Annotated in this window: 9 protein-coding genes; 2 read left to right on the top strand and 7 right to left on the bottom strand. The window is 70.5% G+C overall.

Annotation, left to right across the window (positions count from 1 at the left end; genetic code table 11):
- The 4 genes from VGD32_RS14020 to VGD32_RS14035 form a co-directional block, all read right to left on the bottom strand.
- Nucleotides 1–2228: AAA family ATPase (locus tag VGD32_RS14020; RefSeq protein ID WP_331032497.1), on the bottom strand; the 2228-nt coding region annotated here is incomplete at its 3' end.
- A 12-nt stretch (nucleotides 2229–2240) separates the two neighbouring features.
- Nucleotides 2241–2885 (bottom strand): thioredoxin domain-containing protein, encoded by a 645-nt coding sequence (locus VGD32_RS14025; RefSeq protein WP_331032498.1) that lies wholly within the window; start codon nucleotides 2883–2885, stop codon nucleotides 2241–2243.
- Nucleotides 2886–2892: 7 nt separating this feature from the next.
- Nucleotides 2893–3543 (bottom strand): thioredoxin domain-containing protein, encoded by a 651-nt coding sequence (locus VGD32_RS14030; RefSeq protein WP_331032499.1) that lies wholly within the window; start codon nucleotides 3541–3543, stop codon nucleotides 2893–2895.
- Nucleotides 3544–3700: 157 nt separating this feature from the next.
- Entirely contained in the window at nucleotides 3701–4267 is a 567-nt protein-coding gene (locus tag VGD32_RS14035; protein ID WP_331032500.1) for a DUF721 domain-containing protein, read from the bottom strand.
- A gap of 21 nt (nucleotides 4268–4288) precedes the next feature.
- Between VGD32_RS14035 and mutY the strand changes: the two genes are divergently transcribed.
- Complete coding sequence (mutY, locus tag VGD32_RS14040; protein ID WP_331032501.1) at nucleotides 4289–5329, top strand: A/G-specific adenine glycosylase; 1041 nt, start codon at nucleotides 4289–4291, stop codon at nucleotides 5327–5329.
- On the opposite strand, the gene VGD32_RS14045 is transcribed toward mutY, so the two are convergent.
- From VGD32_RS14045 to VGD32_RS14055, 3 genes are all read right to left on the bottom strand, one after another.
- Nucleotides 5326–7473: a glycogen debranching N-terminal domain-containing protein gene (locus VGD32_RS14045; protein ID WP_331032502.1), complete on the bottom strand. Its 2148-nt coding sequence runs from the start codon at nucleotides 7471–7473 to the stop codon at nucleotides 5326–5328. The genes mutY and VGD32_RS14045 overlap by 4 nt on opposite strands.
- Before the next feature lie 114 nt (nucleotides 7474–7587).
- Nucleotides 7588–8700 (bottom strand): glycosyltransferase family 4 protein, encoded by a 1113-nt coding sequence (locus VGD32_RS14050; RefSeq protein WP_331032503.1) that lies wholly within the window; start codon nucleotides 8698–8700, stop codon nucleotides 7588–7590.
- 126 nt (nucleotides 8701–8826) lie between these two features.
- Nucleotides 8827–9906 (bottom strand): site-specific DNA-methyltransferase, encoded by a 1080-nt coding sequence (locus VGD32_RS14055; protein WP_331032504.1) that lies wholly within the window; start codon nucleotides 9904–9906, stop codon nucleotides 8827–8829.
- A gap of 133 nt (nucleotides 9907–10039) precedes the next feature.
- Here VGD32_RS14055 and VGD32_RS14060 point away from each other — a divergent pair, with 133 nt between their 5' ends.
- The gene (locus VGD32_RS14060) at nucleotides 10040–11302 is read left to right on the top strand and encodes an alpha/beta hydrolase (RefSeq protein ID WP_331032505.1); all 1263 of its coding nucleotides are present in this window, start codon (nucleotides 10040–10042) and stop codon (nucleotides 11300–11302) included.
- The last annotated feature ends 413 nt before the right edge of the window (nucleotides 11303–11715 follow it).

Here is an 11715-nt window from a genome sequence, read left to right on the forward strand (position 1 = left end):
AGCTCGGCCCGCAGCCCCTCCAGCGTTTCCGACGGCGCCTCGGTCCCCTGCGCCTCGGCCAGCGCCGCCTGCGCCGCCTCCACCTCGGTCGCCAGCCGGGCCAGGGTCTCGTCCAGCGCCTGCGCCCGCGCCTCCCGGCGCGCCTGCTCCCGGCCCAGCGCCTCGACCCGGTCCCGCGCCGCCGTCACCGCCTTGTCGAGCGGGAAGGGCGCCGCCCGGGCCGTCTTCACGGCCTCCTCGGCCGCCCGAAACGCCTCGGTCGCCGCTTTCAGCGCCCCTTGCGCCTGTTCCAGCGCCGGCTTGCCCTCGTCGATCTCCGCTTCCAGTTCGGACAACCGGGTCCGTTGCGCCAGCCGCACCGCCGCCGGACGCGGGGCCTCGGCGCGCTGCACAAAGCCGTCCCAGCGCCACAGGTCGCCTTCGCGGGTCACCAGCCGCGCCCCGACCGGCAGCGCCTTCGCCAGCGCCTCGATCTCGCCGCGGGCCGCCACGCCGCACAGGGCCAGCCGAGCCGCCAATTGCTCCGGGGCCGTCACATGGTCGGCCAGCGGCTCCACCCCCTTCGGCCACGACGGTGACGGCGCGTCCGCGCCCGCCCAGTAGGCCGCCGCCCGCGCATCGAGCGCCGCGTCGAGGTCGTCGCCCAAGGCCGCCGCCAGCGCCGCCTCATAGCCCTTGTCAGCCTGCACGCGGTCCAGCGCCGGCGGATGCTCGCGCCTGCCCTGGACCAGCAGCTGCGCCAGTCCGCGCGCCTCGCTCTGCAGCCGGCCCAGCCGATCCTCGGCCGCGCGCGCCGCCTGCCGCGCCTCCTGCTCGGCCCGTGCCCTGTCGCCGCGATCGGCCTCCGCCGCCTCCACCGCCAAACGGGCCGCCGCCAGTTCAGCCTGCGCCTGTTCCAGCGCAGCCCTGGCGGCTTCGATCTCCGGCGTCTCCAGCGGCCCCAGCGCCTCGCGCTCGGCTCTTGCGGACGCCAGCTGCGCCTCGGCCCGGGCGACCCGCCCCTCGGCGTCGCGCTTGCGGGCGGTCTCTGCCGAAACCCTCGCCTCGACCGCCGCCACCGCCCCGGCAACCCGCTCGACCTCGGCGTCCGCCGCCTTGCGCGCTTCCTCGGCCGCGCCGAGCGCCGCCTCCAGTTCCGGACCCCGCGCCGGCGCGGCGGCGATTTCCGCAGTCAGCGCCTCCAGCGCCGCTGCCAGGCGGGCCAGCTCGCTCTCGGCGTCGCCCGCCATCGCCGTCTCGCGTTCGATATCGGCGCTGATGCGGGCGGCCTCTGCGCTCAGCCGCTCGACCTCGGCCCGAGCCGCCTGCTCGGCCATGTCGAGCCGGTCGCGCTCCAGCGAGGCGCGGTGCAGCAGGGCTCCGGCCACGGCGTCCTCTTCCCGCGCCGGCTTCAGCGCCTCCTGGGCGTTCAGCGACGCGGTCTGGGCCCGGCCCGAGGCGGTGGTGGCCTCCAGCACGGCCCGGTCCGCCTCGGCGAGTTCCCTGGCCGCGCCTTCTGCCGCCAGCCGGGCGTCGTTCCAGCGCACGAACAGCAGCGCCGCCTGCAGGGCCCTGATCTCGGCCGAGATCTTCTTGTATTTCTCGGCCTGTCGCGCCTCCCGCTTGAGCCGGGTGAGGGTCGTCTCCAGCTCGCGGCCGATATCGTCCAGCCGCTCGAGGTTGGTCTCCGCCGCCTTGAGCCGCAACTCCGCCTCGTGCCGCCGGGTGTGCAGGCCCGCGACGCCGCCCGCTTCCTCGAGAATGCGGCGCCGGTTCTGCGGCTTGGCGGCGATCAGCTCGCTGATCTGCCCCTGCCGGACGAGTGCAGGGCTGTTGGCTCCGGTCGAGGCGTCGGCGAACAGCAGCTGCACGTCCCGGGCCCGCACCTCCTTGCCGTTGATGCGGTAGGTCGAGCCCTGACCCCGGTCGATGCGCCTCGACACCTCGATGACGGCGCTGTCGGTGAACGGTTGCGGCGCCTTGCGCTGGGCGTTGTCGATGGTCAGCTGGACTTCGGCGTGGCTGCGCGGCGGGCGGTTGGCTGCGCCGGCGAAGATGACGTCATCCATGCCCTGGCCGCGCATCGCCTTGGCCGAGTTGGCCCCCATGACCCAGCGCAGGCTTTCCAGCACGTTCGACTTGCCGCAGCCGTTGGGGCCTACCACGCCGGTGAGGCCCGGCTCGATATGCACCTCGGCGGGATCGACGAAGGACTTGAAGCCCACGAGCCGGAGGCGCTGGAACTGCATCCTGCTAGCGGGTCACCGGCCGTCGAGCAGCGGCTGGATCAGGGGTTCGAAGGCGGCCACGGCGCGCGAGGCCGCGATCGCCTCGTCCGGCACGCGTTCCCCGTTGATGAAGAAGCTGGGCGTCGACTCCACGCCGTCCGCGAAGGACTGTCCGGCGCGGGCTTCGATTTCCGTGAACGAGGCTTCGCTGGAGAAGCAGGCGTTCATCTGCTCCCGCGTCAGTCCGGCTGCCTGTCCCGCCGCGGCCAGCCAGCCGAGGACCGCCTCTTGCTGCGGGGGCCCGGGCTGGGTCCGAAGCCGGGACTGGCCGCGGAACAGCGCCTCGAGCGCGACGTCATACTTCTCTTCCGGCGCGCAGCGAGCCATCACCGCGCCGGCGATGGCGACCTGCTGGGGCGGGGTCGGCAGATCGCGGAACGCCACCCGAACCTTGCCGGTGTCGACCCACCGCGCCTTGAAGGCCGGAAAGTCGTTGGTGTGCCAGTCGGCGCAGTGACCGCAGGTCGTCGACAGATAGACGGTCAGCGTCACCGGCGCGTCAGCCGAACCCAGCGTCCGGTCGCCCGGCCGTACCGGCTCGATCGTCTGGGCGAGCGCCATCGCCGGCGCGGCGATCGCGACCAGCAACGTCAGCAGGAACCGCCCGAGCCGCTTCACCGGACGATCAGTTCTTGGCCAGTTCGGCGTCGATCGCCTTGGACAGGTCGGCCAGACTGGTGCCCGACTGCGAGCCCGGCGTGATCACCTTGACGCCGTTGACGAAGAAGGTGGGGGTGCCCTCCACGCCCGCGGCGAAGGCGGCCTTGGCCCGGTCGTCGGCGGCGGCCAGTGCGGCCTCGTCGGTGATGCACTGCTGGATGCGCTCGTTGCTCAGCCCGGCCCCGTTGCCGACGCGGAACAGCGTCGCCCGGGGATCGCCGCGCATTTCCTCCTGGCTGGCCAGCAATTCGTGCACGACGTCGAAATACTTGTCCTCACCGGCGCAGCGGGCGATCAGGAAGCCGGCGATGGCGACCTCGGCCGGCGGCGTCGGAATCTCGCGGAACACGTAGCGCACCTTGTTGGTGTCGACGTAGCGCGTCTTGAACGCTTCCCAGTTCTCCTCCTGCCAGGCCGCGCAGACGTGGCAGGTCACCGAGGCGTATTCCACGACCTCGACCTTGGCGCCCTGCGCCGCGCCCATGGCCATGTCGCCTTCGGCCGCTCCCTTGGCCCCGCCGCTGTTGCAGCCGGCCAATGCGACCATGGCGGTCAGGGCGGCGGCGGTCATCGCCGCACGGCGGCTCATCGCGGCGTAACGGGGGGTGGCGCTCATCGAGTCGTCCTCATTGGCACGGGGATGGGAAAGCATCGCGCGATTCCCCGAAATGCGCGCGCCTGGGTCCGGGCCACAGACCGGTCGTCGACCAGTCTATCGCTGAACAGCCGATCTAGCCAAAGAAGATCGACGGCGCCAGCGCCTCTCGCGGCCTTCACTCGCCCGCGCGGTCGCGGCCCTTCTGGGGATCGCTCATCACGGCCCGCCCCAGTCGCTCCAGGGGGCCCTTCAGCGGATCAGGGGCGTCCGCGACCGCGGCCTTCAGTTCGACTTCCTGATGCGCCGACAGGGGAGCCGGGGCGGTTCGCGGCCTGACCGGTTTCGGCAGGCCGACCGGGGGCTTCACCGGCCCCTGCGCGATCCGCAGCTTCTCGACGCTGCCGGGGCCGAGGAACAGGTTGACCCGCTGCAGGATCTCCTCCGACTGGTGCTGGACCAGCAGGGCCGCGGGGCCGGCCACGCGAAGCTCAAGCGTTCCGCCCGCGCCGCCGCGGCCCTTGCTCAGCTTCTGCGGCCGCGTCACCCGAGCCAGCCGCTCCCCCACGATCTCGGCCCAGCGCGGTTCCAGCGCCGAGGCCCCCCGACCGAATTTCGCGTCCAGCTCCTTGATCAGCCCCTGCAGCGCCCGCCCGGCTTTCGGCGCCGGCCGCGGCGCGGGGCGCGTGCGTCGCCGCGTCAGGATTTCGCGGGCCTCGGCGTCTGTGGGCAGCGTGCGGCGCATTTCCGGTTTATAGCGCGGGGAATGCCCGCCGTCCCCGCACATGTCCCGGATCCGACGCACGATCTGCGTGCCTCCTTGCTGGACTGGTACGACAGGCACCGGCGGACGCTGGCCTGGCGTCCGGCTGCGGACGGCGTGCGTCCCGATGCTTACCGCGTCTGGTTGTCAGAGGTCATGCTGCAGCAGACCACCACGCCGCACGCGACGCCGTATTTCCTCGCCTTCACCGAACGATGGCCGACGGTGTCCGGGCTCGCGGCGGCCGCCGACGCGGACGTCATGGCCGCTTGGGCCGGGCTTGGCTACTACGCTCGCGCCCGCAATCTGCTGGCCTGCGCCCGGGTGGTGGCAGGCGAGCATGATGGTGTCTTCCCGGATACCGAGGCCGGCCTGCGGGCCCTCCCGGGGGTCGGCGCCTATACCGCCGCGGCCGTCGCCGCTATCGCCTTCGACCGCCCGGCCAATGTCGTCGACGGCAATGTCGAGCGGGTCATGGCGCGCCTGTTCGCGGTCGAGACGCCGCTGCCCGCCGCCAAACCCGAGCTGAAGCGGCTGGCCGGGGCGCTGGTCACTGACCACCGGCCCGGCGACTGGGCCCAGGCCCTGATGGATCTCGGAGCCACCGTCTGCCGTCCCGGGCGGCCGTTGTGCGAACGCTGCCCCCTGACGGCGTGGTGCGCGGCCTACGGGTCAGGGACGCCCGAACGCTGGCCGCTGAAGATCAAGAAGGCCGACCGTCCCCGCCGCCGCGGCTTCGCCTGGGTCCTGCGCGACGACCAGGGCCGCGTCGCCCTCGTCCGGCGGCCGGACAGGGGTTTGCTGGGGGGCATGCTGGGCCTGCCGACCTCCGACTGGTCCGCCGTCCCGCTCAACGCCGAGCCGCCGGCGAGGGCGGACTGGCGCGACGCCGGCGCCATCGAGCACGTTTTCACCCACTTCGCCCTGACCCTGGATGTCCGGACGGCCGTGGGCGGCGGCGACTTCATCTGGACGCCGGTCGATGAGGCGCTCGCCTCGCTGCCGACTGTGTTCCGCAAGGCGCTGGAGCGCGGACTGGCCTAGCCCAGCATCCGGACCGACACCGGGCCCTCGCGTCGTTTGGGGACGACCACGGTGTGGGCGCCGAGCTGCTGGAAGGCGAGGTCGACCACCCCATCCCCCACCTTCAGATTGGTGACGTGGAGGCGATCGATGCCGGAGGGCAGCAGCGGCTTGTCGATCTCCACCAGCCCCTCGATCGCGTCAATGCGGACGCCCAGCGCCGCCTGCAGCATCAGGAAGACGGATCCAGCCGCCCAGGCCTGCGGCAGGCAGGCCACCGGATAGGCGATCGGAGGCTCGCCCGGGATGCGCTCGAAGCCGCAGAACAGCTCTGGCAGCCGCAGGTGGAAATGGGTTGCGGCGGCGTAGATCTCGCCCAGCAGCAGCGCTACGGCGCGCCGTTCGCCGTACTGCGCCATGCCCGCCGCGGCCATCGCCGTGTCGTGCGGCCAGACCGAGCCGTTGTGGTAGCTCATCGGATTGAAACGGGCCTGACCGGTCGCCAGGGTGCGCAGACCCCAGCCCGAGCGGAACTCCGCCCCCAGCATCCGTTTCGTCACCGCCTTCGCCCGTTCGGGCGATGGCAGGCCTGTGAACAGCAGGTGTCCCGCATTGGACCCGATCGAGCGGCACGGCTCGCCGTCCCCATCCAGGGCGATGGCGTAGAACTGCTCGTCCTCCAGCCAGAACCGCTCTTCAACCAAAGCCCGCACGGCGCCCGCGCGCCCGGCCCATTCCGCCTGACGTTCGTCGCCCAGCAACCGCGCCATTCCGGCCATCGCCTCCCAGGCCGCGTAGGCGTAGCCCTGCACCTCCAGCAGCGCGACGGGGCCCTTGGGGAACCGTCCGTCCCGATGGAAGATCGAGTCCTCGGAGTCCTTCCAGCCCTGGTTCGACAGCCCGGTCTCCGCTGCCCGCTGGTAGCTGATCAGCCCGTCGCCCTGGACGTCGCCATGCTCCTTCATCCAGCCCACCGCGGCGATCAGATTGGGCCACAGGGCCCGGATCGTGGCGACGTCGCCCGTGCGCCTCAGGTAGGCCCCGGCCAGGGCCACGAACAGGCAGGTGGTGTCGACCCCGCCGTAGTAGAGGCCGAACGGCACCTCGCCGAGGGCGCTCATCTCACCGCCGCGCGTCTCGTGCATGATCTTGCCCGGCGCGGAGTCCTGGAAGGCCGAGAACTCCGTCGCCTGCCGCATGGCCAGATAGGTCAGCACTCCCTTGGCCAGGCTCGGGTCGAGCCACAGCATCTGCCAGGCGGTGATGATCCCGTCGCGCCCGAACGGCGTCGAGAACCACGGCACGCCGGCGTAGGGATAGGGCCCGGTCGGCAGGTCGGTGGTCAGCAGCGCCACGTCGGCCCGGCTCTGGTCCAGCCAGTCGTTGAAGCGCGGACTGCGCGGCCCGCGGATCGAAGCCCCGCGCCGCCGCCGGGTGCGCATCGCCACCCGCGCCTGCACCGCATTGAGCCGGAACCGCGCCTCGTCCGGCGCGTCGCACGCTCCGGCCCCGCATTCGATGTAGAGGTCGACCCGGCGCCCCTTCGGCAGACTGAACATGAACTCCGCCCGCGACGCCGTCAGCCGGGCGGGCGGTTCGGAAAAGGCCAGGCAGCTGCTGCGCCGGACCCCGTCGACGCCAAGATAGCGGAACGTCACCCGGCGCCCGTCCGCGGCCGGCGCCTCCTGCGTCCCCCTCTGCGGCCGGGCCGTGCCGCGCACCTGGAAGATGTCGGCGAAATCGGCGGCGAAATCGAACGCCAGCGGCAGCAGAACATCCTCGATGCCGTGGTTGAGTATCCGGACCCGTTCGAACATCCGCCGGTCCCGGATGAAGCGCCGCCGCTCGATGTGCAGCACCCCCGCCGGGGCCGAGCGCCCGCCCATCGGCGGCAGCGGCCGATTGGTCGAATGGGCGGTGAAGAAGACGTTGTCCTGGCTGACGCCTGAGCTCAGCCGCGACGGGCGCGCCAGCCCCGCCGTCATCACGAACCGCGACAGCAGCCGTGTGTCCCGGTCGAACAGGCCGTCGGCCCCGCCCTTCATGTCGCCCCAGCTGTCGGCGACCGCGAAGGTGTCCGCGTCCTTCAGCGCCATCAGCTGCTCAAGACCATCCGCATCCTGCGACTCGGCGGCCGTGACCTGGACTGAATAGGCGTCGTCCATACGGGACTCCCGAACCGGTTGCGGTGGACCTGTCAGCGTCGCGGCGGAATGCGGACCCTTGATGGCGGCAATGGTACGCTAATGGACAAAGCCGCCGGAGGTTCAGGCCCCCGGTCAGGCCAGACCGGCGAAGCTGCGGCCCTCATGGGGGCGCAGCGGCGTCACCACATCCGCCAGCGGCTCCTCTGCGAAGGGGCGTCGGGCCAGCAGGTCGCCGTAGACGTCCAGATAGCGCCGGGCCATGGCCGTGGCCGAAAAACGCAGCTCGAAGCGCGCCCGGATCGCCTCCCGATCCAGCAGGTGCGCCCGTCCGGCGGCCGCTATGGCCTGCTCGACCGTGTCGACAAGATAGCCCGTGCCCCCGTCCTCGATGATCTCCGGCACGGAGCCGCAGCGGAAGGCCACCACCGGCGTGCCGCAGGCCATGGCCTCGATCATCACCAGGCCGAACGGCTCGGGCCAGTCGATCGGGAACAGCAGGGCCTCGGCCCCGCCGAGGAAGGCCGACTTCTGATGGTCGCCGATTTCGCCGACGAACTCGACCAGCGGATTGCTCTCGACCATCGGCCGGATGACCGTCTCCCAGTAGACCTTGTCCTGGGAATCGATCTTGGCCGCCATCTTCAGCGGCTTGTTCAGCTTGGTCGCGATCTCGATGGCCCGGTCCGGCCCCTTCTCGGGCGAGATGCGGCCGAGGAAGGCCAGATAGCCGCTCGACGACTCCGAGAATTTGTACAGATCGGCCGGCATTCCGTGATGGACCGTGGCCTTCCAGTTGGCCATCGGCAGGGGGCGGCGCTGATCGTCCGAGATCGACACCAGCGCGAACTCGTCCCACCGCTCGTAGACCCCCGGCAGGTCCTTCAGGTCCAGCCGCCCGTGCAGGGTGGTGATGGTCTTGTCCGCGTGGCGGGCGAAGAAGGGGAAATGCACCATGTCGGTGTGGAAGTGGATCACGTCGAACTCGTCGACCCGCTTCAGCACTTCCGACAGCATGCTCATGTGCGCCGCCAGGTCGGATTTCAGGGGCGTGGGATCGAGCCTGATCGCCTGGTCCCGCACCGGAATCAGCCGAGCCCGGGTCTCCGCGTCGGCGGCCGCGAACAGCGTCACGTCATGGCCCAGATCGACCAGGGCGTCGGTCAGGTGCGCCACCACCCGCTCGGTGCCTCCATACAATTTCGGAGGAACCGCCTCATACAGAGGCGTGACCTGGGCGATCTTCATGGCGCGCTCTCAATGTCGGAAATCAGACATGAGACTAACCTTCGCACTTGCGAAGGGTTCCTCGCCGACGGCCGGTTTTTCAGCCGCCGCGGCCGACGCCAGCAGCGTTGCAGCGGCGCCGCGCCGTCACTGCATGCCGGCGCGGACCTCAGCCCTCAGCGTGTCGATCGACCTCAGTCCCTGGTCGGATTTGAAGCGCCAGTAGGTCCATCCGTTGCAGGCCGGGGCGTTCTCGAACAGGGCCCCCAACTTGTGGATCGAGCCGCTCAGCGAACCCGCCACCAGCGAGCCGTCGGCCCGCACCCGCGCCTCGCGCTCGCCCCTCGGGCAATACAGGCGGTCGCCCGGCCGCAGCAGACCGGCTTCGACCAGGGCGCCGAACGGAACCTTGGGCTCGGCCCGCTTCGAGCCCATGACCGCCAGATCTTCCGGGGCCGCCGGGATCACCGCTTTGATCCGCTTTTCGGCCACCTTGGCGTAGCCCTCGTCGCGTTCGATGCCGATGAAATGCCGGCCCAGCCGCTTGGCCGCCGCGCCCGTCGTGCCGGTGCCGAAGAACGGGTCCAGCACCACGTCGCCGGGCCGGGTTGCCGCCAGCAGCACCCGGTGCAGCAGGGCCTCGGGCTTCTGGGTGGGATGCGCCTTCTTGCCGTCGGCGTCCTTGATCCGCTCGTCGCCGGTGCACAGGGCGAAGGTCCAGTCCGACCGCATCTGGGTGTCTTCGTTGAAGGCCTTCAACGCGTCGTAGTTGAAGGTGTAGCGCTTCTGTTCGCGCGACCGGGCCGCCCAGATCAGGGTCTCGTGGGCGTTGGTGAACCGTGTCCCCTTGAAGTTCGGCATCGGGTTCGACTTGCGCCAGATGATGTCGTTCAGAACCCAGAAGCCGAGGTCCTGGATTGCGGAGCCCAGCCGGAAAACGTTGTGATAACTGCCGATGACCCAGATGGAGCCCTCCGGCTTCAGCACCCGGCGGCACTCCGTCAACCATTGACGGGTGAAGGCGTCGTAGGCGGCGAAGCTGTCGAACTTGTCCCAGTCGTCGTCGACCGCATCGACCAGGCTGTTGTCCGGCCGCAGCAGGTCGCCGCCCAGTTGCAGATTATAGGGCGGGTCGGCGAAGACCATGTCGACGGAGGCGTCGGGCAGGCCCTTCAGCACCTCGATGCAGTCGCCCCGCAGAACGACGTCAGTCTTCAACCCGGACATATAACTCGATCCCGTACAGCTTGGATGTCGAGTGGTGAATCATCGCGGTTAAGGCCGGGTTAGCCTCAGGAAATTCACGGAACGAACGGATGGTCGCGCGTGTTGGGAGAGACGCCTCCCCGAAAGCATCCCAATGATCCTGTTCGCCTTTCTGCAACGCCTGTTCGCCCTCGGGTCACTGGCGGTCTTCACGGTCGCCGCCTGGTTGCTGTGGCGCTGGTACGACGCCCAACACGTGGCCGGGACGCTGGGGCTCGCCGAACCCTCCAGCGCAGGCCTCTGGTGGGGCGCCGGTCTGATTGCCGTCAGCCTTCTCGGCCGCTTCCTGGCCCTCATGCTGCTGGGCCGGGGCGAGACCACCGCTCCCGCCCGCAGGGCCGACGGCGTCGAAATCCCCGGCGCCGACGGCGCGGTCCTGCACCTTGAGATGGAAGGCGCGACCGAGGGACCGATCCTCGTCTTCACCCACGGCTGGGGCCTTTCGGCCCGCATCTGGGCCGAGGCTCGCGCCGACCTCGGCGCCCGGTTCGGGCTTGTCTTCTGGGATTTGCCCGGGCTCGGCCGATCCGGTCGGCCGACCGCCGGCTATTCGATCGAAGGTTTCGCCGAAGACCTCTACGCCGTGATCGACAGCCTGCCCGAGAACCGCCCTCTCATCCTCATCGGCCACAGCATCGGGGGCATGACCGTCCAGACCTTCTGCGCCCGTCACCCCGAACTGCTGAACCGCCGGGTCGCAGCCATCGTGCTGGAGAACACCACCCACGCCAATCCGCTCGAAACAATGATCTTCTCGAGCGTGTTCAGGCCCCTGCAGCCAGTCATCGAACTGGCCTGCAGGCTCGACATGGTGCTGTCGCCCGCGCTCTGGGTGATGAACTGGCAGGCGTATCTCAGCGGCTCGACCCATTTCGCCGCCCGCCTCGCCGGCTTCGGTACGCGCCCGACGCGGGAGCAACTGGATCGTACGGCGCGCCTGCCGACCAAGAATTCTCCGGCGGTGCAGGCGCGTGGCAACCTCGCCATGCTGCGTTGGTCCGTGACCGAGCGGCTGACACGGATCGATCTGCCTGCGCTGGTGTTCGTCGGCGGCCGCGACCTGATCACGAAGGACCATGCCGGCGAGGCCATTGCCGCGGCCCTGCCTCAGGGCAAACTGGTAAGGGTCGACGACGCCGGCCACATGGGGCCGGTCGAAAAGGCCGCCTTCTACAACGAGCAGATCGGCGATTTCGCCGGTTTCGTGGGCCTGCTGCGCAGCCGGGCTCCGGCGCCCTCGCGCCGGTCGTTCCTGTCCCCCGACGCCGACCTCGCCCCGGCCACGCGACTCGACGACGAGCCGGCGGACCGCTCCGGCCCGGACGTGGTCGCTGGTCGCGCCGCACGGCCGATCTAGCTCTCCGTCTTCCGTGATCGGACTGCCATCCGGTACCCTGCCATCCCGGCCAATCCCTGTCATTTCCCGTCATCGCGCACCCCTCGCGAACACCGGCGAACGGCTTGTCGCGCCGCCTCCGTCCGCTTCTGACGCAGGCGCGTGCTTCCATGCCGGAAACGGAGACAGGACGGCGCCGCGGCCGGGCGTTCACGGACCTCTGCGCTGCGGGAGTCCAGCGCAGACCAGAAAGGGAGATGAGGTGCGGGAGTGTCGGGATGACAGGGTTTCGCGATTTTTGGCTGACCGGGTCGGCGGGGACCGGAACCGTCACGGACGCTCACGTTTTGTTACACCCTCAGCCTCGCCTTGCCGGCTCCGGCGCGGTAAGCGGGGCCTGCACCGCGAGGGATGCGAGTCCCGCGCGACGGACA

This window comes from Brevundimonas sp. (assembly GCF_036402095.1).
GTDB lineage: Bacteria > Pseudomonadota > Alphaproteobacteria > Caulobacterales > Caulobacteraceae > Brevundimonas.

Coding starts and splice junctions, on each gene's coding strand:
- VGD32_RS14030 (WP_331032499.1), bottom strand. CDS start 3,543: ATGAGCGCCACCCCCCGTTACGCCGCGATGAGCCGCCGTGCGGCGATG.
- VGD32_RS14035 (WP_331032500.1), bottom strand. CDS start 4,267: ATGCGCCGCACGCTGCCCACAGACGCCGAGGCCCGCGAAATCCTGACG.
- mutY (WP_331032501.1), top strand. CDS start 4,289: ATGCCCGCCGTCCCCGCACATGTCCCGGATCCGACGCACGATCTGCGT.
- VGD32_RS14045 (WP_331032502.1), bottom strand. CDS start 7,473: ATGGACGACGCCTATTCAGTCCAGGTCACGGCCGCCGAGTCGCAGGAT.
- VGD32_RS14050 (WP_331032503.1), bottom strand. CDS start 8,700: ATGAAGATCGCCCAGGTCACGCCTCTGTATGAGGCGGTTCCTCCGAAA.
- VGD32_RS14055 (WP_331032504.1), bottom strand. CDS start 9,906: ATGTCCGGGTTGAAGACTGACGTCGTTCTGCGGGGCGACTGCATCGAG.
- VGD32_RS14060 (WP_331032505.1), top strand. CDS start 10,040: ATGATCCTGTTCGCCTTTCTGCAACGCCTGTTCGCCCTCGGGTCACTG.